The sequence below is a fragment of the Pseudomonas sp. D1HM genome, from assembly GCF_019266105.1.
GTDB classification, from domain to species: Bacteria; Pseudomonadota; Gammaproteobacteria; order Pseudomonadales; family Pseudomonadaceae; genus Aquipseudomonas; species Aquipseudomonas taetrolens.
Map to the genome: position 1 here is coordinate 272,056 of NZ_LRMN01000003.1, position 23,710 is coordinate 295,765.

Below are 23,710 nucleotides of genomic sequence, written 5' to 3' on the forward strand. Positions count from 1 at the left end.
AGTCACCGGGGGGATTTATCCAACAAAAAAGCCCGCTCACTGAACGTGAGCGGGCTTAGTGATCGCCATGACAGCTATGAGGGAATGTTACGCAACTCGCGGCGTAAGATTTTGCCCACAGGTGTCATGGGCAATGAACTACGCAACTCAATCTGTTTCGGTACCTTGTACCCCGTGAAGTTGTCTTTGCAGTAAGCCTTCAGTTCTTCAATGCTCACACCGCCCTCGCGTGCGACCACGAACAACTTGACCGCCTCCCCCGTACGTTCGTCAGGGACGCCGATCACCGCGCAGTTCGCCACTTTGGGATGCGCCATGACAATGTCTTCAATCTCGTTGGGGTACACATTGAAACCCGAGACAATGATCAGGTCTTTTTTGCGATCAACGATGCGCACAAACCCATCGGGATCAATCACCGCAATATCACCGGTCTTGAACCAGCCTTCGGCGTCCAGAACCTCAGCCGTGGCCTGCGGATTGCGCCAGTAGCCTTTCATGACCTGCGGCCCTTTTACGCAGAGTTCGCCACGCTCGCCCAGCCCCAGATCGATGCCATCATCACTGATGACTTTCATCGCCGTGCCAGGAACCGGCATGCCGACCGTGCCCAGCCTGGCCAGAGAACCGCAGGGATTGGCGCTGGCAACCGGTGAGGTTTCGGTCAGGCCGTAACCTTCGACAATGCGGCAACCTGTGATTTTTTCCCAACGTTCAGCCGTGGCCTTGACCAGAGCCGTGCCTCCCGAGTTGGTGACTTTAAGCCCGGAAAAATCCAGGGTCTTGAAGTCGGGGTGATCCATCAGCGCCACAAATAACGTGTTGAGCCCCAGCAGCGCAGTAAAGCGCCAGTTTCTCAGCTCTTTGATAAAGCCTTTGATGTCACGCGGGTTGGTGATCAATACGTTGTGATTGCCTGTCACCATCATGCACATGCAATTCGCCGTGAAAGCATAGATGTGATACAGCGGCAACGGTGCCACCATGATTTCGCGACCATCTTTAAGGATCGGCAGGCCATCGGCATCATGCTGGGACAGGCACGCACGCACCTGCAGCATGTTGGCAACCAGGTTGCCATGGGTCAGCATCGCGCCTTTCGGCAACCCGGTGGTGCCGCCGGTATATTGCAGAACGGCGATGTCATCGAGTGTCACTGTCAGCGGACGGATGACCTGACCCGAGCCTCGATGCAGGGCACTTTTAAACGGTATTGCCCGGGGCACTCGATAAGCAGGCACCAGCTTTTTAACCTTGTCGACCACCAGGTTGGTGATCCAGCCTTTGGCAGCAGGCATCAGGTCACCCATGCGGGCTTCGATCAAATACTCGATTTCGGTGTCCTGTAGCACCTCCTCCACGCGCTTGCCAAACATATTCAAATACACCAGGGCACGGATATCAGCGCTTTGAAACTGATGGCGCATTTCACGCGAGGTATAGAGCGGGTTGGTGTTGACCACCACCAGGCCTGCCCGCAGCGCGCCAAATACGGCGATGGGGTATTGAAGGATATTGGGCATTTGCACGGCAATGCGATCACCGGGCTTGAGGTCAGTGTGCTGCTGCAGATATCCGGCAAACGCGGCGCTGTGACGCTCAAGCTCGGCATAGGTCAGGGTCACGCCAAGGTTACTGAAGGCAGGACGGTCAGCGAACTTCTTGCAGGAGCGTTCAAACACATCGACGACCGAGGTGAAGGCCGTCATATCGATGTCCAGCGGGACACCGGCGGGGCGTTTGTCATTCCAGAAATCAGGTTGCATTATTTTTATCCTCATACCTGAGCATGTCTGGCCGCGTATTTCATAGGATGAACAGCGGAACGTACGGACGTTAACAGTAATCAAGTTGTAGGCAAATACAGCGAACTTCGCCATTAACATCTTGAATCTTATTACCCGGACTTCATCCGGTCGGTGGCTCACTGGCAAATGCGCTATACACTGCTACAACCCTGCACAAAGGAATCGCCATGATCCACGAGACTTTTTGGCTGGAAGCAAATGACCGCAGTGGACTTTTCGTTAACCAGTGGCTGCCTGAAGGCATGCCCAAAGCCATAGTGTTGCTGGCTCACGGCATGGCCGAACACAGCGGGCGCTATACCCGCCTGGCGAACGCCTTGTGCAACGCCGGGTTCGGACTTTATGCACACGATCAACGGGGTCACGGCAAAACGGCCGAACGCGGGACGCTGGGGTATTTTGCCGACAACGACGGCTGGTCTGCGGTGGTCAGTGACGTCGCCAGCCTGAACCAGCATATCGGGCAGGCACATCCGGGCGTGCCGATCTTTTTGCTCGGCCATAGCATGGGCAGCTATATCGCCCAGGCGTATTTACTGCATCACAGCGCCAGCCTGCAGGGCGCCATTCTCAGCGCCTCCAATTTCCAGCCCGTGTTGCTTTACCGCAGCGCCAGCCTGATCGCACGTTTCGAACGCTGGCGTCAGGGCCCCAAAGGGTGCAGTGCGCTCATCGAGTGGCTGTCCTTCGGCTCCTTCAACAAAGCCTTCAAGCCCGCCCGCACGCGCTATGACTGGCTCAGCCGCGATCCGGCCGAGGTCGATGCTTACGCCCGCGACCCTTTGTGCGGGTTTCGATGCACCAATCAGCTATGGATAGATCTGCTCGGCGGGTTGCAGCAAATCAGCAAAGCGTCCAATCTCGCTCAGATAGATCCGGGCCTGCCCCTGTTGGTGATGGGGGGCACATGTGATCCGGTCAGTGAGGGTAAACGTCTCAATGATCTGGCAAAGGCATTACGCGACGCCGGGAATCGTCAGTTGCAGTTGAACCTCTATCCGCAAGCGCGGCATGAACTCTTCAATGAAACCAACCGCGACACCGTGGTGGCCGATCTCATCGACTGGCTCAACAAGACGTTGCAACAGCCTCGCGCCCCGCACAATGAATGATTAGCCCCAAATGGCTCTAAAAAGCTTTTAAAATCATGGTTTTAAATTCAAACACTCGTCACAGGACATGCGCTAGATGACCCAGGTTACCAACACCCCGTATGAAGCCCTCGAAGTCGGCCAGACCGCCAGCTACAGCAAAACCGTCGAAGAGCGCGATATCCAGCTTTTTGCGGCCATGTCCGGTGACCACAATCCGGTGCACCTCGATCCCGAGTTTGCGGCTGCAACCATGTTCAAAGAGCGTATCGCTCACGGTATGTTCAGCGGTGCGCTGATCAGCGCCGCCGTGGCCTGCGAACTGCCTGGCCCGGGCACGATTTATGTCGGCCAGCAGATGAGCTTTCAAAAGCCGGTGAAAATTGGCGATACCCTGACCGTACGCCTGGAAATCCTGGAAAAGCTGCCGAAGTTCCGCGTCCGTATTGCGACCCGCGTGTTCAATCAGCGTGATGAGCTGGTTGTCGACGGTGAGGCCGAGATCATTGCCCCGCGCAAACAACAGACTGTCAACCTCACCGCGTTGCCAGCGATCAGCATTGGCTAACCGCCAGGCATAAAAAAACGCCGGCTCGCCGGCGTTTTTTTATTCAGTGACAAGCCACTCAGGATTGAGCGCGCGCCTGGTTGCGCAGGGCTTTGACCTGATCGTGATTGCGTTGCACGCCATGATACTGGCGCTCGACCAGATCACGAATATTCACCAGGCCGTGCTTGTTGATGCTTTCGATGGCTTCTTTATAAGCCTTCAGCGCATGGTCTTCCCCACGCTCGGCTTCGTTGAGAATTGCCTCATCGCTCTTGCCGGTAACCAGTGACTTCAAGTCAACCCAACGACGGTGCAGATCGCCAGCCACGCTGGTACTGGTCTCTGGATCACCGCCCAGCTCCCGGACCTTGGCCTGCAACTCGGAGGCCGCAGTGGCGCAATCGGCAGAGCGTTTGGCAAAAAACGTTTTGAGTTCTGGGTGCTTGATGTCTTCAGCGCAGGTTTTAAAACCCTCCTGACCATCTTTACTGGTTTCGATCAAATCGTTCAGGACAGAGATGGCTTCTTTATTAAGGTCAGTCATTGTTCAATTCCTTCCACAGTTGAGGATCGTGCCATAGAGATTGCACGCCTCATGCCAGCTTCACGAATAATAAAAAATGCTTATAAATCAATAGCTTAATAATTACCTAAAAATCTGTATCCGGTTTTTTTGCATGATCTGTCAATTGGCCTGCATGCAGAATGCCTGTATTTTTCATTCCAATGCTTCACGCTCTCGAAGGCTTCCATGAACCCCGAAAAACTCGAACTGCTGGTGACACGCGAAATGCCCTTTGGCAAATACAAGGGTCGGATCATCGCCGACCTGCCTGGCCAGTACTTGAACTGGTTTGCCCGAGAAGGCTTTCCCAACGGAGAGCTGGGTGGCTTGCTGGCACTGATGCAAGAGATTGACCACAACGGGTTGTCGGATCTGCTCGACCCGTTGCGCGCCAAACACGGAAAACCCAAACCCCGACACTGATAGAGTTGCCCCATGCCAAGGATTGAAGAGAACGCACGCGACGAAAACTTCTGGCACGCCATTGCCCAGCGCTATGACCTGGAGCACGGGCCGATCAATCTGGAAAACGGCTATTTCGGGCGAATGACCCGCAGCGTGGCCCAGGACTATCAACACCAGATCGACTTTATAAACCGCATCAACTCGGTGCATGTCCGCCAACAATTCGATGACACCCAAAGCACTGAAATCCGCAACCGGCTGGCGGATCTGCTGGAGGTCGATCACGCCAGTATCGCCCTCACCCGCTGCGCCTCCGATGCTCTGCAATCCTTGATTGGCAATTACAACGGCCTGCAGCCCGGCGATCAATTACTGATCTGCGATCTGGAATACCCCAGCGTCGAGTACGCCATGCGTTGGGTCGCCCGGCAACGCGGACTTGAAATCATCGAGATCACCCACTCGCACCCCGCCACCTATGAAAGCCTGATCGCCCGTTATCGCGAGGCATTCGAACGTCATCCGCGGATCAAACTGATGGCCCTGACCCATGTCACACACCGCACCGGGTTAGTGTTGCCGGTTCAAGCAATTGTGCAACTGGCAAAAGAACATGGGGTGGATGTGGTGCTTGATGGTGCTCACGCCTTGGGCCAAATCGATTTTGACCTGCAAGCGATGGGCGTGGCCTTTGCCGGCTACAACCTGCACAAGTGGATAGGCGCACCGCTGACACTGGGCTTTATGTACATCGACCCCAAGCGCCTGAGCAGTATTGACCCTGATATGGGCAACCAGCGACTTCCCGAGCCGGATGTCCGCAACCGTGCGCCCTATGGCACGGTCAATATCCCGGCCTGGCTGACGCTGCCCAAGGTACTCCAGGAGCATATTGAGCTGGGTGGTTCTGCAGTCAAGGGCGCACGCCTCAACTACCTGCGCAATTTATGGGTTAGCGAAGCACGTCAGCTGCCGGGTATCGAAGTACTGACGCCGGACGACCCACGACTGCACTGCGCCATCACGTCATTCCGTTTTACGCATCTGGACGATCAGCAGCCAATGGTCGAGCGCCTGCTCAACGACTACAACCTGTTTACGGTTGCCCGCAGTGGCTCGGCTTGCGGCAGCTGTATCCGGATCACCGTGGGCTTTGCCACTACGCTGCAAGACATCAATCAGCTGATCAAGGCGTTGCGTGAGCTTTCCTGCAACACCAGCGCGTGACCTGAGGCCATCGCGAGCAAGCTCGCACCTTGTAGATGTACAGGGCGCGAGCAAAAAAAAGGCAAAAAAAAGGTGCGCCGACCAAGCGCACCGAAAACCGTAGAACACACAACAAATTCGTTACAACTGCATCAGTCCAGCAGCGCCAGTGCTTCGGCGGTGCATTCCTGGATTCGGGCCCAGTCGCCGTTCTTGATCCATTCGCTGTCGAGCATCCAGCTGCCGCCCACACACATGACGTTTTTCAACGCCATGTAGTTGCGAATGTTCGCAGGGCTAACACCACCGGTCGGACAGAATTTCACTTCGCCGAACGGTCCGCCCAACGCCTTGATCGCTGCCACACCGCCGCTGACTTCAGCCGGGAACAGCTTGAATCGACGGTAACCCAAGCCGTAGCCTTCCATGATCCCTGAGGCATTGCTGATACCCGGCAACAGCGGAATATCGCTGTCGACACTGGCTTCAAGCAAGTCACGGGTAATACCAGGGGTCACAATGAATTGCGAGCCAGCTTCTTCAGCGGCTGCCAGCATATGCCGATCAAGCACCGTACCGGCGCCTGTCACCAGCTCAGGCCGTTGCTCACGCAACACACGAATCGCCTTGAGGCCAAACTGGGAACGCAGGGTTACTTCCAGCGCGGTCAGACCACCCGCCGCCAGCGCATCGGCCAGCGGCAGAATGTCTTGTTCGCGAGCGATGGTAATCACCGGCAGAATTCGCGCGGTGGCGCACAATTCATCGATCAGGGCGATTTTTTCCGCCATCGAAACGTTCGCAGTTTTTATTGTCATGGCAGCTGATCCTTGGCTCATGGGCACCAGTAAATCTCTAACGTAGGTTGCAGAAAGGCACGAATCGGCAAGGCAGCAACATCATTGCCAGCCAGTGCGTCATTTAGGGTATTCAATTTGGACTGCCCTTGAATCGACAGCACCGTGGTTTTGGCACTCGCCAACAAACTACGGCTCATGCTCAAGCGTTGATGCGGTACGGTCGGTGCCAGCATCGGCCAGCAACGGCGCGGGTTGTCCAGTTGCAAGGCCTGATCCAGGTTCGGGCTGTCCGGGAACAGCGACGCGGTATGGCCGTCATCACCCATGCCCAGAATCAGCACGTCAATCGGTGGCAACTCGGCCAACAACCGGTCAGCCTGTTCTGCCGCATCCTCAAGATTGGCCGCCACGTTGTACAAGCCGACAAAACGCGCGTTGGCGGCAGCACCTTGCAGTAGATGCTTTTTAAGCAACCCGGCATTGCTGTCGACGTGTTCCACCGGAACCCAGCGCTCATCAGCAAGGCTCACCACCACTTTCGACCACTCGAGCGGTTGTTCACGCAGGTGCTCAAAAAAAGCCACGGGGCTACGACCGCCTGAGACCACTAGCGTTGCCTGGCCAGTCCCGGCAATGGCTGCACTCAACTGCTCAGCGACTTTTTTCGCCAGTTCACGGGCCAAAGCCGCCGAATGCTCGAAGGTGTGCGCAGTGACACCTTCAGGCAGTTTCAAATCAGATATCGCCATACCATGACCTCCCGTCTCGCGTAATCAATGCAATGGAACTCATCGGCCCCCAGGAGCCCGCCGCGTACGGCTTGGGCGCATCGCCAGACTTTTTCCAGCCGGCGATCAACTGGTCACACCATTTCCATGCCGCTTCAATTTCGTCTTTGCGTACAAACAGGTTCTGGTTGCCGCGCATGACTTCGAGCAACAGACGCTCATAGGCATCCGGGATCCGCTCACTGCGATACGTATCGGAAAAATTCAGTTGCAACGGGCCGCTGCGCAGCTGCATGCCTTTGTCCAGCCCCTGTTCCTTGGTCATCACACGCAAGGAAATACCTTCGTCCGGTTGCAGGCGAATAATCAGCTTGTTGCCGATTTGCAGACGCTGCTCGGGCGCGAAGATGTAATGCGAGGGCTCTTTAAAATGGATCACGATCTGCGACAGCTTCTGCGGCATGCGCTTGCCGGTGCGCAGGTAAAAAGGCACACCTGCCCAACGCCAGTTGCGGATGTCGGCCCGCAGGGCGACGAAGGTTTCGGTATCGCTCTGGGTGTTGGAGTTTTCTTCCTCCAGGTAACCCGGCACCGACTGACCTTCGCTGTACCCGGCAATGTATTGACCGCGCACTACCTGGGTGGTCAGACCTTCGGCACTGATCGGGGCCAGCGCCTTGAGGACTTTGACTTTCTCGTCGCGAATGCTGTCTGCCGAAAGATCCGCAGGCGGGTCCATCGCAATCAGGCACAGCAACTGCAGCAAGTGATTTTGAATCATGTCCCGCAGTTGACCTGCCTTGTCGAAATAGCCCCAACGGCCTTCGATACCGACCTTCTCGGCCACAGTGATTTCAACGTGCGAGATATAGCGCTGGTTCCACTGGGTTTCGAACAGGCTGTTGGCAAATCGCAGGGCAATCAGGTTTTGTACGGTTTCTTTGCCCAGATAGTGGTCGATACGGTAGGTGCGGTTCTCCGGGAAGAACTGCGCCACGGCATCGTTGACCTTGCGTGACGAGTCGAGGTCGGAGCCGATGGGCTTTTCCAGCACCACTCGGGTGTTTTCGGCCAGACCAACTTTCGACAGGTTCTCGCAAATCGCCCCGTAAACCGCTGCGGGGGTGGCGAAGTAAGCGATCAGACGCTGTTCGGTACCGGCTTCTTCAGCCAGGGCCAGATAATCTTCAGTCTTGAGAAAGTCCACATGCAGGTAGCTCAAACGCGCCAGAAAGCGGTTCAGCACGTCATCTTCGATTTCCCGGGCGCCGACAAACTTGCGCAACTGGCTGTCGATATGGGCCAGGTGCACAGAGGCCTCACCGGGCTCCCGCGCCAGCGCGATGATGCGCGTGTCGGCATGCAGCAGACCGGCGCGATCCAGTTGGTACAAGGCAGGAAACAGCTTGCGCAAGGCCAGATCGCCCAAGGCGCCGAACAGGGCGAAGGTGCAAGGTTCAACCATAATCGAAGACATGATGTATGTTCTTTTATCAAGTTAAGCTACAAATACCTTTTTTCAAGGCATCACTCAAGGAAAAATGTAGTAATAAACACAACATTTTCTCAAAATACAGATTCTTGCTAGTGGTCGTATCAGGCCATCAGTAGGATAGGCCTCCTTCCAGAGCTGCATTAGTGCGCTCTTTGCATCGCCGAACCAAGGAACATAAATGGACCGCGTGCGCAATTTACTCGAACAGATCAAGGGTCGCCTTGAAGAACTGAACAAGGCCGAGCGTAAAGTCGCCGAAGTCATCCTGCAGAATCCGCAGCAGGCGACCCGTTTCAGCATCGCAGCACTCGCTCAGGCGGCCTCCGTCAGTGAGCCCACGGTTAACCGTTTCTGTCGCTCCTTTGGTGTCAGCGGCTACCCTGAATTAAAGCTGCAATTGGCGCAAAGCCTTGCCAGTGGCGCGGCCTATGTCAGCCGCGCGGTCGAGGCCGACGATGATCCACAGGCCTACACCCAGAAAATCTTCGGCAGTGCCATAGCCTCGCTGGACAGTGCCTGCCAGGCCCTGGACCCGAACCTTATCAGCCGCGCAGTCGATTTGCTGATCCAGGCACGCCAGATCCACTTTTTCGGGCTGGGCGCTTCAGCGCCGGTGGCGCTGGATGCGCAGCACAAGTTCTTCCGCTTCAACCTCGCTGTCACCGCCCATGCTGACGTGCTGATGCAGCGCATGATTGCGTCGGTGGCCCACACTGGCGAGCTGTTTGTGATTATTTCCTACACGGGGCGTACCCGGGAGCTGGTCGAAGTCGCCCGTATTGCACGGGCCAACGGTGCCTCGGTCCTGGGTCTGACCGCAGAGAACTCGCCGCTGGCCAAAGCCAGCACCTTGAGCCTGAATATTCCGCTGCCTGAAGACACGGACATCTATATGCCGATGACTTCGCGCATCATCCAGCTCACCGTGCTCGATGTGCTGGCAACCGGCATGACCTTGCGCCGGGGCGTGGACTTCCAGCCGCACTTGCGCAAAATCAAAGAAAGCCTCAATGCCAGCCGCTACCCGGTAGGGGATGAGTTCAACTGACTGGCGCTGCTGAAAGCTAAGTCTACGACCGGACAGAGCGTGGTCGAGCGCATGCCTGCAGCGCCTTTAAGCCTCCACCAGCCCCGCCCGCGCCTGCAAGCTCAAGTGGGCTTGCTCGCCGGGGGCCAGGCTCTGGCTCCTGGCCCCACCACTGGTGGATTCGACGCAGACAAAACCCATCACTTCATTCCAGCTCACACCCAGCAGCGGGCGCTTGCCCGGATGCCAGACCACGGTATTGGCCCGGTCACCGGTATCAATGCTCAACGCGCGCCGCCAGGCATGGTCATTGAGCTGCATTTCACCGTCATGCTGAAACACCCGCTGACAGCCGCCATCAACGCGCAATTCGCCTTTTTGCTGGCAAACCTCGCGATTGAGCTGGTCATAGCCGTGCGCACCGTCCAGGCCGGACAGCGCTACCTCTGCGACATCGCCAATACGCCAGTAAGCACGCAAAGCCTGGCTCAGCTGGCACGGTTCGTCGTCCTGATGTTCGGTACTCAGGCGCAGCTCCATGTCTTCGCCCAGACGCGCGTGGAGGTCGACCTGCCAGTCACACAGCTGTAAACGCCAATGCAGGCTCACGCCCTCTTCGTCAAAGCTGCTGTCCAGCAGCTTCCAGTCGATCAACCGCGCCCAACCATGGGATGGCCATGCGTTCTCACTGGGATGACGGCCGTACCACGGCCAGAAGATTGGAACCCCGCCCCGAATCGCACCCACCTGTGGCCACTTGGCCGCACACCACAGCCACGGCTTTTGCCCGGTTGGCTGGAAGTGCAGCAACTGAGCCCCCTGACGACTGAACACCGCCTGACAATGCGGATGGTCGATCACCAGTACATCGCGCAGCTGGAAGCGTTCCCACTGGAAAACCGGTTGTTCGCGTTTGGATTTGAAAAAACGGTGAAGCGGATGCTCATGCATGTGCCGCAGTCCTGAAAATCATGCAGGTCAGCCCGCAGGGGTGTGCAGACCCGAAAAAAAGCGGACAGCAAAAGCTGTCCGCCAGATACACACAAGAGTAAACGAGACTGACTAGAACACCGACTGAATTTTCAGACCGGCCACCAGAGCGTCGTCGACTTCATTCACGCCACCCGGATGAGTGATGTATTGCAGGTTTGGACGCACCGTCAGCCAGTTAGTCACGTGGAAGCCGTAGTTGAGCTCGTAGTTGTACTCGGTGTTACGCAGAGGCGTGTACAACGGATTGTCATAGTTGCTGACACCAATGGCGGCGTTGGCCAGCTCAGCGTTTTTCTTCACGTCATCGTTGACATGGATACGGGCGAAACCGATACCGATGTCATCTTTTGGACGCGCATCGAACGGCCCCTTGTACACAAACATCAAGGACTGGTAGTTGTCGACGATGTTGGTGTCCTTGTCGTGGAAAGTGGCATTGGCCGCCACGTTCAAGCCACGCGTAGCATCGCCGTTGTGGGTGGTCAGCTGTTGTTGCGCCACAAACCAGTAGCCGTGCTTGCTGTCGCGAACACGATAGTCATCACCGGTGGTGGCCGCGTTCCCGCCGTTTACGTCTTCGATCACATCATCGGCAGAGGCCGTGCTTTTGTAGTAACCGACACGGTATTCGCCCGGCAAGTTGTTGACCTTGGGCGACCAGACCAGTTCGACCGGCAGGACGGTGCCTTTGGTACCGCTGCCACTGAGTTTGAAGCCGTTGCCGTGCTCCAGCTGTGACGGGTTCTGGTTGTATGCGCCGATCTGCGCATACAGCTCAGGCGTGATGTTGTACTTCACGCGCAGTGCAGCCTGGCTGACCGGCCAGTTGTACCAGATGTTGGTGGCCCAGTTGCCCACCTGGGAACCGCAAAACGCCAGGTTCTGGAATTCGCACGGGAAGGTGTTGAAGTCTTCACCCTCGCCAAAGTAGCCGGCTTTAACGTCCAGCTTGCCGTCGAGGAATTGATGCTGGATATACAACTGGGTCAGGCGAACCATGTGACCACGGCCATAGACTTCCTGGGAGGAACTCAAGGTACCTGCACGCGGGTCGCCAATACGGTCATTGGAAATATTCTGACCGTTACGGTTGGTGATCTGGATCTTGGCCTGGGTGTTGTCCCAGCCGAGCAGTTTTTGCAGATCGAACGCAGCACCCAGACCGAACTGGTCACTGTAACGTGCCGTTTTGTTGTCGTTGTAGCCGCCGTGCAGGTTGGCGCCCATTTCACCGACATAATCCATTTTGATGTCGATACCCTGCTCGATCAGCCGGGTCCGCTCGCCCCCCCAGTCACCGGTCATCCAGGGCGAATCAGCGCTGAACGCTTCGGCGGCATAACCACTGCCAGCCCCCAGGCTGAGTGCAGCAATTGCCGACAGCTGGCAAGCCAGGCGGGTACGGGTCATTCTTTTAGTCATCCCTTTATCCTCGTTGTTTTTTTATTGGCTTTGTATAACGCGGCACAGCTCAAGCAGCTCAAAAGCAGCTCCTTGTTCAGATTTAACGACCCTTGAATTGCGCCACGTTATCAGCCCGGACTTGATCCTGAAGCGAATGCATCACGCCCAGACGTTCACCCGTATTTGCATCAAACAGTAGCACTTTAGCTGGATCGAACTGCAAATTCAGACTTTGGCCCACCTCGGGCGCATCGTCCGGGGCCATCCGGCAGCAGACCTTGCTGCCATTGAGGTTCACGAATACCAGGGTATCCGGACCGGTAGGTTCCACCACTTGCACCTCGGCGCGAATCGTTGGCAAACCATTGGGTTCACCTGACGCCAGCACAATTTGCTCAGCGCGAATGCCGACAATCACATCGCGATCCTCAAGGCCCGGGTCACGCGCACCCAGCGGCAACTCGCACCGGGCCTGCCCGCTGTCGAGCAGCGCCAGCAAACGACCTTCCTGACGTTGCAGACGCAAGGGAATGAAGTTCATCGGCGGCGAACCGATAAAGCTGGCGACAAACAGGTTGGCCGGATCGTTGTAGATCTGTTTGGGAGTGCCGAACTGTTGAATGATCCCGTCCTTCATCACCGCCACTTTGTCGCCCAGGGTCATGGCTTCAATCTGGTCGTGGGTCACGTAGACCGTGGTGGTTTTAAGGCGCTGATGCATCAGTTTCATTTCAGTGCGCATCTCGACCCGCAGTTTGGCGTCGAGGTTGGACAGCGGCTCGTCGAACAGATAAATCTTCGGCCGCCGCGCCAACGCCCTGCCCATGGCCACACGCTGCTGCTGGCCGCCCGACAGCTGGCCGGGTTTGCGGGTCAGCAAGTGTTCGATCTGCAACAGCTTGGCGACCCGTGCCACTTCTTCATCGATCGCCGCAGCACTCATTTTGCGGATCTTCAGACCGAACGCGATGTTGTCGCGCACGTTCATGGTCGGGTACAGCGCATACGACTGAAACACCATGGCGATGTCGCGATCTTTCGGGCTCATGCCGCTGATGTCGGCGTCGTCTACCAGAATCGATCCGCCGCTAATGCTTTCAAGTCCGGCGATACAGTTCATCAGGGTCGACTTGCCGCAGCCCGAAGGCCCCACCAGGATCAGAAACTCGCCATCATCGATTTTCAACTCGATGTCTTTGAGTGTGTCCGGCAGCCCTTTGCCGTAGGTTTTGTTGACGTTGCGTAATTCGAGAGTTGCCATGCGTTACCCCTTGACCGCGCCGGAGGTGAGCCCGCGCAGGAAATACTTGCCCGCAAAGATGTAGACCAACAGTGTCGGCAGCCCGGCGATCATGGCTGCGGCCATGTCGACGTTGTATTCCTTGGCGCCGGTACTGGTGTTGACCAGATTGTTCAGGGCCACGGTAATGGGCTGCGCATCGCCACTGGCGAACACCACGCCAAACAGAAAGTCATTCCAGATTTGAGTGAACTGCCAGATCAGACACACCATCACTATCGGGATCGACATGGGCAGCAGGATGCGGCCGAAAATCGTGAAGAAGCCGGCTCCGTCCAGCCGTGCTGCCTTGACCAGCGCATCCGGGATACTCACGTAGTAGTTACGGAAAAACAGTGTGGTGAAGGCCAGGCCGTAGACCACATGCACCAGCACCAGGCCGGTGGTGGTGTTGGCCAGGCCGAGTTTGCCAATGGTGAACGAGGCTGGCAGCAACACGGTTTGAAACGGCAGGAAGCAACCAAACAGCAGCAAGCCAAAAAACAACTGCGAACCGCGAAAACGCCACATCGACAAGACGTAACCGTTCATGGCGCCGATAAAGGTCGAGATCAAGACCGCCGGTACAGTGATTTTGACTGAGTTCCAGAAATACCCGCCGACCGAGTCCCAGGCCTTGATCCAGCCAATCCCCTCGATCACTTGTGGCCAGCTCAGCAAGTTGCCGGTCCGAATGTCTTCCGGGCTTTTGAAACTGGTGAGCAACATCACGACCAGCGGCACCAGATAGATCGCTGCCGCGAAAATCAGCGTGGCGTAAATGGCCAGACGGCTGAAGGTAAAACGCTGTGCATTAATCATGGCGCTTGTTCCTCAGCTCGGAGTACAGGTAAGGCACAAGAATGGCCAGAATCGCGCCCAGCATCATGATCGCACTCGCAGAACCGATACCCATTTGCCCACGGCTGAAGGTAAAGGAATACATGAACATCGCGGGCAGATCCGAGGAGTACCCCGGCCCGCCTGCCGTCATCGCGGACACCAGGTCGAAACTCTTGATCGCTATATGCGCCAGAATCATGAAGGCACTGAAAAACACCGGACGCAGGCTCGGCAACACAATGCGCAGGTAGATCGTAGGCAGGCTTGCACCATCGACCTGGGCAGCACGAATGATCGATTGATCGACACCGCGCAAGCCCGCCAGGAACATCGCCATCACAAAGCCCGAGGCCTGCCAGACGGCGGCAATCACCAGACAGTAAACCACCCGTTCCTGATCCAGCAGCCAGTCAAAGCGAAAGCCTTCCCAGCCCCAGTCGCGAAGCATTTTGTCCAGGCCAAGTCCCGGGTTTAACAGCCATTTCCAGGCCGTACCGGTGACGATCATCGACAATGCCATCGGGTACAGATAAATCGTGCGGATAAAGCCTTCCTTGCGAATCCGCTGGTCGAGCAATACCGCCAGAAACACGCCAATCACCAGGCTGATGGCAATAAACATACCGCCAAATACGGCCAGGTTTTTGCTTGCCACCCACCAGCGATCGTTCTCCATCAGGCGCACGTATTGCTGCAGGCCAACCCATTTGTAACTGGGCATAAAACTGGAGTTGGTGAACGAAAGGATAAACGTCCAAAAAATGTAGCCATAAAAACCGACCAATACGATCAGCATGCTGGGTGCCAGGACCAACTTGGGCAGCCAGCGCTGGAGCGCATCAAACGGCGAGGCTTTGCTGAACACAGCGACTGTACTCATCGGAATAATCCAGGTTTGAAGACGTGAAGCCGCAGCAGATGCTGTTCATTCAAGGCCCACTGCAGGAGCGGGCTTGCTCCTGCAGTGAGAACAGCATTGCAGCTATGCCGGGGCTTACTGCGCAGACTTGATCGCGGAGTACAGTTTTTTGCCGGCGCTGGCCGGATCGGCACTCTTGTCGCTCATGAAGTTGCTCACCGTGTCAAAGATGGCACCTTGTACGGCCAGGGAAGTCGCCATGTTGTGCGCCATGCTTGGCAGCTGGCCACCGGTTTTACCGGCCGCATCGAAGTCTTTGGCGGAGGCCTGACCACAGCTGTCGAACTTGCTCATATCCAGGTCATTGCGCACCGGGATCGAACCTTTGTTCTGGTTGAACACGTACTGGAATTCGGGTTCAAGGGCGACTTTGGCCACGTCATTTTGCGCCGCGATATTACCCGGGGTGTCGTTCTTTTTGGCCAGTTTGAACATGGCCAACGAGTCGATGTTGTAGGTAAAGCTGCCTTTGGTGCCCGGGAACGGTACGCACTCATAATCGGTACCGGCCTTCTTGCCTGCAGCGGACCATTCGCTTTTGGCCCAATCCCCCATGATCTGCATGCCGGCCTTGCCGTTGATCACTTTGGCGGCTTCCAGATTCCAGTCCTGGCCCGTGCCATCCGGGTCCATATAGCCCTGGAGTTTTTTCAGCTGGGTGAACACATCAGCCATTTGCGGCCCCGTCAGGGTGCCTTCATCCAGCTCGATCAACGCTTTTTTATAGCCCTGCGGCCCCATGACGCTCAGCACCAGGTTTTCAAAAACCGTGCTGTCCTGCCAAGGTTGTCCGCCATGGGCCAGAGGAATAAAACCCGCGGCCTTGAGCTTGTCGCCAGCGGCATACAGTTCGTCGAGGGTGGTCGGGGCTTTATCGATGCCGGCTTTCTTGAACACTTCGGGGTTGATCCACAACCAGTTCACACGGTGGATATTCACCGGAACCGCCACGTAGTGACCGTCGTATTTCATGGTGTCGGACACGGTTTTGGACAATAAGGTGTCCCACTTGTTTTCCGTGGAAACCTTGTCCAGGTTGCTCAACAACCCCAGCGCGCCCCACTCCTGCAAGTCCGGGCCTTTGATTTGTGCAGCGGATGGCGGGTTGCCCGAGACGGCACGGGTCTTGAGCACGGTCATGGCCGCCGCTCCGCCACCGCCCGCGACTGCGCTGTCCTGCCAGGTGTAACCGTCTTTTTCGATCAGCTTTTTAAGCACATCAACCGCTTTGGCCTCACCCCCTGACGTCCACCAGTGCACAACTTCGACTGTGCCTTTTGAGTCGGCAGCGAAAGCATTCAGAGGGAATATCGAGGCGAGGGAAATAATAGCGGCGAGGCGATTGAATGAGTTCATGGAGAGACCTTTCTTGTTGTTATAGCTGTGCAAGTCTTTTGCTTGCGCTTGCTGTGAGTGTATCCATCACGGCCCGACCTCACGTAACGAAGAGATGCCCAAGTGTCACCAGCTTGTGACATTCCAACCAAAGTGCCGTCCGCGATGCAGATTGTTCAACCAGGACAAACTCAAGGTTCCTGTTAGCTATCCATATTCAGCGACCTATAACATCAAGGTTTTTCCGCTTTACCTGTAGGACACATCCCGAAGTCGTTTTCCCACGTTGTACAAGCCAAAAACTTCAGCGAGTCTGCTAGCCATCGTCGCGATTGAAGAACGGATGCCGACACCTATCAGGAGATGTGTACCATGCCGAAAGCTCGCTCAACGCCCCGCAATCATTGCTTCATCTATGCCTTGAAGCACCAGGACGGCAAGCCCTATGCCTGGAAAATCGATATTCAGCGTGCAGGCAAAGTGCATATGCACATTTTCGATTTTTCCGAGTACGGCGGTGAGGGGCCGGCATTACACGCAGCCGAAATCATGCGTAATCAACTGGTGCTCAGAATGCCCCTGGCCTTTACCTACGAGCATCGTCAACGCCTGATGCCTCACAACACCAGTGGCCACCCGGGGGTCTACCGCGTTCAATCCAATCATGTCGATTACTGGCGTGCGACCACCCGCATCCACGGCTACAACCTGAGCAAAAGCTTCCGCATTGATCGTTATGGCGATGCAGAAGCCAAGCAGTTGGCCCTGCAGGAGCGCGAGCGACAACTGAAGCTGTGCGATGAGCCTTATGAAGTGGCCATGGAAAAGCTGCAGCAGCACTTCAGCCAGACCAGCAGACGTGTCAGGGAAAACCGGATCAAGGCCGCGATGAACAGTACCCGACAGCTCAAACCCGCCGTCGAAGACATCGCCAATACCCATCTTGAACCGGTACTGCCCATCAGTGCCGAGCAGGCAAGCCAGTCAATCAATCGGCATTTCGCGGCAAATACAAAGTAACCCGCAGACCTCCGGCCCGCAGGTTTTGCAAACTGACTTCCCCGCCATGGCTATGGGCAATGCTGCGTGCAATGCCCAGCCCCAGCCCATAGCCCTGCTGCTGTCCCGCCAGACGAAAGTGCGGCTCAAACACTTGTTCCAGCCGCTGCTCAGGAACGCCCGGCCCCTCATCATCAACGGTCAAGACAAAGGCCTGTTCATGATCCTCGATACGCAGGTGAGCGTTTTTCCCGTACTTGAGCGCATTATCGATCAGGTTTCCCATACAGCGACGCAATGCCAGAGGCTTGCCCGGGTATGGCTTGCAGGCTCGTCCCTGCAGCGTCACTCGACCATTACCCAGCGGGTGTAAATAGGGCTCGATCAAACAGTCGAGCAGGTGGTTCAAATCCACCGGGTCGATGTTTTCGTGGATGTCCGTGTCTTTCACGCATTGCAGCGCGCCTTTGACCAACATTTCCAGCTCATCCAGGTCCCGCCCGAACTTGAGCTGCAACTGTTCGTCTTCCAGCAGTTCAACCCGCAGCCGCAAACGGGTAATCGGCGTACGCAAGTCATGGGAAATCGCACTGAACAACTGGCTGCGCTCGGTCAGATAACGGCTGATGCGCGCACGCATGGCGTTGAATGCCCGCCCCACTTCAACCACTTCGCTGCCGCCACCGATTTCGACCGGCTTGACCTCCTCCTCCCCCAGCGACATATCACGGGCTGCCCGCGCCAAACGCTTGAGCGGGCGACTTTGCCAGTGCACCAGCAAGCCGATGGAAAGCAACAGGAAGCCGCTGCTGAGGGCAATAAACCATAGCTGCAGTGCCGGCAAACCCTCTTCTTCCAGGCTGGTGTAAGGCTCCGGCAACAGCGAGGCGATGTACAACCACTCGCCCGGCGCCATCTGGATTTGGGTCACCAGTACCGGCGGGTTGACGGGTTCAAGGGTCAATGCAAAGTGCGCCCATGAACGCGGCAGCTCGTCGAGTTTCAAGCCGGCATTAAAAATACGCAGGTCCTGTGGGCTAACGAATTTCACCGACATATCGACATCAGGGCCCAATGACTGGCGCAACACCTGATCCACGGCTTCCAGGGCCGCCTGCTTGCGCTGAGTAGGCGCCAATACCGGCATGTCCAGCGGCCGGTCATTGAGGCTCACAACAAAACGGGTGCCGCCCATGCTGCGCAGTTGATCAAGCACCAGCGGACGATATGCCAAGGGCAATGAGCGCATGTAGGTGACCGTCGCATTCATTGAATACGCCAGGCTGCGAGCACTGGTTACCAGCCCTTCAAGTTGCGTGGTGCGCAGCTGCGACAACCAGATCGCGCTCGACAATGCCTGTGCCAGCAAAATGGCGAGCAGCGTCAGTAACAACATCCGTCCGAGCAATGAACGGGGCACATGCCATTTGCGCAGAATATTAAAGGCCATGACCGACCGTGACCTGAGCCGCCAATTGATAGCCGCTGCCCCGGACGGTACGAATTAGACGCGGGGGTTTATCCGTGTCACGCAGGCGTTGTCGCAAGCGGCTGACCGCCATATCGACAATTCGATCCAGCGGCATCAACTCTCGACCCCGGGTGGCATTGCCGATGGTGTCGCGATCAAGGATCTGTTGCGGGTTGTCCAGAAACAACTTGAGCAAGGCAAAATCGGCCCCCGACAGGATCACTTCCTCACCGTCGGTATGAAACAGCCGGTGGGTCACGGTATTCAGCCGCCAGTCCTCGAATGCCATGATTTCGTTGCCCGCACTCCCGCTGGCAAAGTGCACCCGGCGCAACAAAGCCTTGATCCGTGCCTGCAGCTCTCGCGGGCTAAAAGGTTTGCCCAGATAATCGTCTGCGCCCAGCTCCAGTCCAATCACACGGTCAGTCTCGTCGGAACTGGCCGTAAGCATGATGATCGGGGTCTGGGCAAAGCGCGGATGTTGTCGCACCCAACGACACAGGCTGAAGCCATCTTCGTCAGGCAGCATCACATCAAGAATCAATAAATCGGCGCATGTGTTTTCGAGGGCCTGACGAAAACCGGCACCATCCCCCACCGTCCTGACCTGAAAACCGGCACGGGTAAGGTATTGATCAAGCAGTTCGCGGATTTCCAGGTCATCGTCGACCAGCAATATGGATTTGCTGAGTGCGCTCACAGTCGTGTTCCTTATTGTTGTTATGAAGCACACCGGCTCCTCATCCCCCGAGGAGCAAGCTTGCCTGTGACAGCATCGATACGTGCCTGCAAGGCTCTATTCAGCCAAAGGCTTGCTGCAGGGCGACTCCCGCCCCCATCAAGCCCGGGTACGGCGCCGTTACCAGCCATACCGGAATACCCTTGAAGTAGTCACTCATGCAGCCTTTATCGGCGAAGCTGCGGGAGAATCCGCTGGCCATGAAGATATCGGCAAAGCGCGGTATCACCCCGCCCACGATATACACCCCGCCCCGACCGCCGAGGGTCAGCACGTTGTTGCCTGCTACGCGCCCCAGCCAGCAACTGAACTGCTCAAGCACTTGCAGTGCCAGAGGATCGCCCGCCAAGGCTGCCGCGGTAATTGCACGGTCGCTGTCCAGCACCGGCATGTGCCCATCCACTGCGCAAATGGCTCTGTACACACGCGGCAAGCCGCTCCCGCTCAAGACGGTTTCGGCACTGACATGCCCGATTTCGTTATAGATATGCTGCCACAGCTGGACTTCACGCGGATTGCTCATGGGCAGGTCGACATGCCCACCCTCCCCCGGCAACGCCATCCATTGCGCGTCTGCGAGATTGAGCAACGTACCGACACCAAGCCCGGTGCCTGGCCCGATCACCACCGCCGGCCGCGCCGGATCGGCAGTGCCCGGGCAGACCTGACGCACATCTTCAGGTTGCAAGCGGGTCATGCCCAGTGCCATGGCGCTGAAGTCATTGATCAGCAGCAGATTGTCGAGCTGCAGCGCATGACAAAAGCCCGACCGGCTCAAACGCCAATGGTTGTTGGTGAAACGAAATTCATCGCCACTCACCGGCCCGGCCACCGACAAACACACCGAGCCTACCGCTCCCAAGGCCAGATCCAGATCGTTGAGGTACAGCCGGATGGCCTCCTGGGGGCAAGCGAAGTCCGCCGTGGCCAGCACGCGGACCGAGTGCAACTGGTCGTTTTCCCACAACGCAAAGCGTGCATTGGTGCCGCCTATATCACCGACCAGAGCGAGCTTCATTTAAGGTTTTCCAGAGATGAGGTAAAGGTGCTCGCGCCCTGCTCGGCCGAACTGAAGGCCTGACGCATGAACGCAAACAACTCACGCCCGGTACCGACGGCATTGTCCAGAGTGCCGACGGCCGGGGTGCGCGCTGCGAATTCTGCCTCATCCACCAACAGTTGCAAGGTGCCTTTAACCCCGTCCACCCGGATCATGTCGCCGTCCTGGACACGCGCCAGTGCGCCTCCGACCGAAGCTTCCGGGCTGACATGAATAGCCGCCGGGATTTTGCCCGACGCCCCGGACATCCGGCCGTCAGTAATCAGCGCCACCTTAAAACCCCGGTCCTGCAGCACACCCAGGAACGGCGTCATTTTGTGCAGCTCAGGCATGCCATTGGAACGCGGCCCCTGAAAACGCATCACGGCGACAAAATCGTGCTCCAGCTCACCGGCCTTGAACGCATCCGCCAGCTCCTGCTGATCCTGGAACACGCGGGCCGGGGCTTCGACAATTTGATGCTCGGGTGCGACCGCCGAGACTTTCATCACGCCACGCCCCAGATTGCCTTCCATCACCCGCAGCCCGCCCTCAGCGGAGAACGCACGGGCAACCGGACGCAGGATGGACTCATCCAGGCTTTCAACCGGGCCATCGCGCCATACCAGATTGCCATCGACGAGGAACGGCTCACGGGTGTAACGGCTCAGGCCAAAGCCGGCCACAGTGTTGACGTTTTCATGCAGCAGCCCGGCTTCCAGCAGCTCACGAATCAGGAACGCCATACCGCCCGCGGCCTGGAAGTGGTTGATATCGGCCTTGCCGTTTGGGTACACGTGGGACAGGGTCGGTACCACCTCGGACAGGTCTGCCATGTCTTGCCAGGTCAGTTGAATCCCGGCCGCCATCGCGATGGCCGGCATGTGCAGGGTGTGGTTGGTCGAACCGCCGGTGGCATGCAGGGCCACGATAGAGTTAACCAGCGAGCGTTCATCAACGATCTCGCCCAACGGCATGAACTCACCACTTTGCTTGGTCAGACGAGTGACCTGATGGGCCGCTTCGCGAGTCAGCGCATCACGCAAGGGGGTGTAAGGATTGACAAAGGAGGCGCCCGGCAAGTGCAGGCCCATGACCTCCATCACCAACTGGTTAGTGTTGGCGGTGCCATAAAACGTGCAGGTGCCAGGGCTGTGGTAGGACTTCATCTCCGATTCCAGCAGCTCTTCGCGGCTGGCCTTGCCTTCCGCGTAGCGCTGACGCACGTCGGCCTTTTCCTTGTTGGAGATGCCTGAAGGCATCGGCCCGCCCGGAACAAAGATCGTCGGCAGATGCCCGAAGCGCAGCGCCCCCATCAGCAGGCCCGGCACGATCTTGTCGCAAATACCCAGCATCAGGGCCGCATCAAACATGTTGTGCGACAACGCCACGGCCGTCGACAACGCAATCACTTCACGGCTCAGCAAGCTGAGCTCCATCCCCGCCTCACCTTGAGTCACGCCATCGCACATGGCTGGAGTGCCGCCTGCGAATTGCCCAACCGAGCCCATTTCACGCAGAGCCTGCTTGATTTGCTCAGGGAAGTGCTCGTAGGGCTGATGCGCCGACAGCATGTCGTTATATGACGAAACAATTGCAACGTTCGCCGCGTTCATCATCCGCAGACTGTTTTTGTCGTCAGTCCCGCATCCCGCCACGCCATGGGCGAAGTTGGCACATTGCAGCTTGCCGCGTTGCGGGCCATCACTGGCCGCGCCGCGAATAAGCGCCAGGTACGCCTCACGTGTAGCTCGGCTGCGGGCAATAAGACGCTCGGTGACTTCAAGAACGCGGGGATGCATGTGTTGAACTCCAGGCTAACGGAAATGGCGACCTGTGCGTGTCCTATGCTGATCGAAGGGCCAGAAACCACGACTTCGATCATTCGGACCCGTTGATTCAGGTCACTCGTTGTAGATAAAACAAAATATTGCCACTTAAATGGCTTGTTTTCTATTTTTATGAGAATAATCTTGTAATTCCAACAACAAATCGATGGCAGGCGCTTTCCATGACTCTACGAATCGCAATCAATGGTTTTGGCCGGATAGGCCGTAACGTCCTGCGAGCACTGTATACCCAAGGCTATCGTCAGGACTTGCAGATCGTCGCCATTAACGATCTGGGCGACAGCGCGATCAACGCGCACCTGCTCAAGTACGACACGGTTCACGGTACGTTCGAGGCCACGGTCGAACATGACCAGGAGAGCCTTACCGTGAACGGCGACCATATCAGCGTGACCGCCATTCGCAATCCGGCCGAACTGCCTTGGGCCGCATTGAAGGTTGACGTGGTATTCGAATGCACCGGTTTGTTCACCGATCGCAGCAAGGCCGAGGCCCACATTGCTGCCGGTGCGCGCAAGGTCATTATCTCTGCTCCGGGTAAAAATGCAGACGCAACAGTGGTCTACGGTGTTAACCACGACATTCTGCGCCAATCTCACCAGATTATTTCCAATGCGTCGTGCACCACTAACTGTCTGGCTCCGGTCGCCCAAATCCTGAACCGCGAATTCGGCATTGAAAACGGCTTGATGACGACCATCCACGCCTACACCAACGACCAGAATCTGACCGACGTTTACCACTCGGATCCGTACCGTGCGCGCTCCGCTACCCAGAACATGATCCCGAGCAAAACCGGCGCAGCCGAAGCCGTGGGCCTGGTATTGCCTGAGCTGGCCGGAAAGCTGACCGGCATGGCCGTACGGGTTCCGGTGATCAACGTTTCTCTGGTCGACCTGACCATCGAACTCAAGCGTGAAACCACCGCAGCTGAAGTCAACGCGCTGTTCAAAGAAGCCAGCCAGCACTCCAAGGTACTGGGTTACAACACCCTGCCGCTGGTCTCGAGCGATTTCAACCACAACCCGCTGTCATCCATTTTCGACGCCAACCACACTAAAGTCAGCGGCAAACTGCTGAAAGTACTGGCCTGGTATGACAACGAGTGGGGCTTCTCCAACCGCATGCTCGATAACTGCCTGGCGCTGTGCAACGCGGAGTGAC

22 protein-coding genes are annotated in these 23,710 nt (G+C 57.0%); 7 read left to right on the forward strand and 15 right to left on the reverse strand.

Translation table 11 applies throughout. From position 1 onward, the window contains the following. Positions 1–74: 74 nt before the first annotated feature. Entirely contained in the window at positions 75–1,766 is a 1,692-nt protein-coding gene (gene fadD2, locus AWM69_RS04390) for a long-chain-fatty-acid--CoA ligase FadD2 (protein WP_218725851.1), read from the reverse strand. A 209-nt stretch (positions 1,767–1,975) separates the two neighbouring features. Between fadD2 and AWM69_RS04395 the strand changes: the two genes are divergently transcribed. Together AWM69_RS04395 and AWM69_RS04400 are read left to right on the forward strand one after the other, a co-directional pair. Further along, the gene (locus AWM69_RS04395) at positions 1,976–2,920 is read left to right on the forward strand and encodes an alpha/beta hydrolase (RefSeq protein WP_218725852.1); all 945 of its coding nucleotides are present in this window, start codon (positions 1,976–1,978) and stop codon (positions 2,918–2,920) included. 76 nt (positions 2,921–2,996) lie between these two features. Continuing rightward, a complete protein-coding gene (locus AWM69_RS04400; protein ID WP_131652715.1) occupies positions 2,997–3,467 on the forward strand; it encodes a MaoC family dehydratase in 471 nt (156 codons plus the stop codon). 58 nt (positions 3,468–3,525) lie between these two features. Here the strand turns inward: AWM69_RS04400 and AWM69_RS04405 are convergent, their stop codons facing one another. After that, positions 3,526–3,993 (reverse strand): PA2169 family four-helix-bundle protein, encoded by a 468-nt coding sequence (locus AWM69_RS04405; protein WP_131652714.1) that lies wholly within the window; start codon positions 3,991–3,993, stop codon positions 3,526–3,528. A gap of 207 nt (positions 3,994–4,200) precedes the next feature. Here AWM69_RS04405 and AWM69_RS04410 point away from each other — a divergent pair, with 207 nt between their 5' ends. Both AWM69_RS04410 and AWM69_RS04415 read left to right on the forward strand, forming a co-directional pair. Then, on the forward strand, positions 4,201–4,437 hold the full coding sequence (locus AWM69_RS04410) for a DUF3820 family protein (RefSeq protein ID WP_048379563.1): 237 nt from the start codon (positions 4,201–4,203) through the stop codon (positions 4,435–4,437). Positions 4,438–4,449: 12 nt separating this feature from the next. Beyond that, positions 4,450–5,646: an aminotransferase class V-fold PLP-dependent enzyme gene (locus AWM69_RS04415; RefSeq protein WP_131652713.1), complete on the forward strand. Its 1,197-nt coding sequence runs from the start codon at positions 4,450–4,452 to the stop codon at positions 5,644–5,646. Between the two features lie 131 nt (positions 5,647–5,777). Here the strand turns inward: AWM69_RS04415 and AWM69_RS04420 are convergent, their stop codons facing one another. The 3 genes from AWM69_RS04420 to zwf are packed head-to-tail and all read right to left on the reverse strand — an operon-like array spanning position 5,778 to position 8,630. After that, entirely contained in the window at positions 5,778–6,464 is a 687-nt protein-coding gene (locus AWM69_RS04420; RefSeq protein ID WP_218725853.1) for a bifunctional 4-hydroxy-2-oxoglutarate aldolase/2-dehydro-3-deoxy-phosphogluconate aldolase, read from the reverse strand. After that, a complete protein-coding gene (gene pgl, locus AWM69_RS04425) occupies positions 6,461–7,174 on the reverse strand; it encodes a 6-phosphogluconolactonase (protein WP_131652711.1) in 714 nt (237 codons plus the stop codon). Before pgl ends, AWM69_RS04420 begins: the two co-directional genes overlap by 4 nt. After that, a complete protein-coding gene (zwf, locus tag AWM69_RS04430) occupies positions 7,161–8,630 on the reverse strand; it encodes a glucose-6-phosphate dehydrogenase (RefSeq protein WP_218725854.1) in 1,470 nt (489 codons plus the stop codon). The genes pgl and zwf overlap by 14 nt, the downstream gene beginning before the upstream one ends. 205 nt (positions 8,631–8,835) lie before the next feature. Between zwf and AWM69_RS04435 the strand changes: the two genes are divergently transcribed. Next, a complete protein-coding gene (locus AWM69_RS04435) occupies positions 8,836–9,696 on the forward strand; it encodes a MurR/RpiR family transcriptional regulator (RefSeq protein ID WP_172601062.1) in 861 nt (286 codons plus the stop codon). Between the two features lie 66 nt (positions 9,697–9,762). Here the strand turns inward: AWM69_RS04435 and AWM69_RS04440 are convergent, their stop codons facing one another. From AWM69_RS04440 to AWM69_RS04465, 6 genes are all read right to left on the reverse strand, one after another. Then, positions 9,763–10,626 (reverse strand): D-hexose-6-phosphate mutarotase, encoded by an 864-nt coding sequence (locus AWM69_RS04440; protein WP_048379024.1) that lies wholly within the window; start codon positions 10,624–10,626, stop codon positions 9,763–9,765. A gap of 111 nt (positions 10,627–10,737) precedes the next feature. Further along, a complete protein-coding gene (locus AWM69_RS04445; protein WP_218725855.1) occupies positions 10,738–12,090 on the reverse strand; it encodes a carbohydrate porin in 1,353 nt (450 codons plus the stop codon). A gap of 82 nt (positions 12,091–12,172) precedes the next feature. Beyond that, positions 12,173–13,333, reverse strand: coding sequence for an ABC transporter ATP-binding protein (locus AWM69_RS04450; RefSeq protein WP_218725856.1), 1,161 nt, complete (start codon positions 13,331–13,333; stop codon positions 12,173–12,175). A gap of 3 nt (positions 13,334–13,336) precedes the next feature. After that, a complete protein-coding gene (locus AWM69_RS04455) occupies positions 13,337–14,173 on the reverse strand; it encodes a carbohydrate ABC transporter permease (RefSeq protein WP_048379017.1) in 837 nt (278 codons plus the stop codon). Next, positions 14,166–15,074 (reverse strand): carbohydrate ABC transporter permease, encoded by a 909-nt coding sequence (locus AWM69_RS04460; RefSeq protein WP_048379015.1) that lies wholly within the window; start codon positions 15,072–15,074, stop codon positions 14,166–14,168. Before AWM69_RS04460 ends, AWM69_RS04455 begins: the two co-directional genes overlap by 8 nt. 114 nt (positions 15,075–15,188) lie before the next feature. Continuing rightward, a complete protein-coding gene (locus tag AWM69_RS04465) occupies positions 15,189–16,469 on the reverse strand; it encodes an ABC transporter substrate-binding protein (RefSeq protein ID WP_218725857.1) in 1,281 nt (426 codons plus the stop codon). Positions 16,470–16,820: 351 nt separating this feature from the next. Here AWM69_RS04465 and AWM69_RS04470 point away from each other — a divergent pair, with 351 nt between their 5' ends. Then, positions 16,821–17,468, forward strand: coding sequence for an AP2 domain-containing protein (locus tag AWM69_RS04470; protein ID WP_218725858.1), 648 nt, complete (start codon positions 16,821–16,823; stop codon positions 17,466–17,468). Here AWM69_RS04470 and AWM69_RS04475 read toward each other — a convergent pair. From AWM69_RS04475 to edd, 4 genes are all read right to left on the reverse strand, one after another. Then, positions 17,437–18,897: an ATP-binding protein gene (locus AWM69_RS04475; RefSeq protein WP_256930172.1), complete on the reverse strand. Its 1,461-nt coding sequence runs from the start codon at positions 18,895–18,897 to the stop codon at positions 17,437–17,439. The two genes, AWM69_RS04470 and AWM69_RS04475, sit on opposite strands and share 32 nt — an antisense overlap. Continuing rightward, positions 18,887–19,618, reverse strand: a complete 732-nt coding sequence (locus AWM69_RS04480; protein ID WP_131652704.1) for a response regulator transcription factor — start codon at positions 19,616–19,618, stop codon at positions 18,887–18,889. The genes AWM69_RS04475 and AWM69_RS04480 overlap by 11 nt, the downstream gene beginning before the upstream one ends. Positions 19,619–19,718: 100 nt before the next feature. Next, positions 19,719–20,675, reverse strand: coding sequence for a glucokinase (locus AWM69_RS04485; RefSeq protein WP_218725859.1), 957 nt, complete (start codon positions 20,673–20,675; stop codon positions 19,719–19,721). Further along, on the reverse strand, positions 20,672–22,498 hold the full coding sequence (gene edd / locus AWM69_RS04490) for a phosphogluconate dehydratase (RefSeq protein WP_048379003.1): 1,827 nt from the start codon (positions 22,496–22,498) through the stop codon (positions 20,672–20,674). Before edd ends, AWM69_RS04485 begins: the two co-directional genes overlap by 4 nt. A 209-nt stretch (positions 22,499–22,707) precedes the next feature. On the opposite strand from edd, the gene gap reads away from it, so the two are divergent. Further along, complete coding sequence (gene gap / locus AWM69_RS04495) at positions 22,708–23,709, forward strand: type I glyceraldehyde-3-phosphate dehydrogenase (protein WP_048379001.1); 1,002 nt, start codon at positions 22,708–22,710, stop codon at positions 23,707–23,709. The last annotated feature ends 1 nt before the right edge of the window (position 23,710 follow it).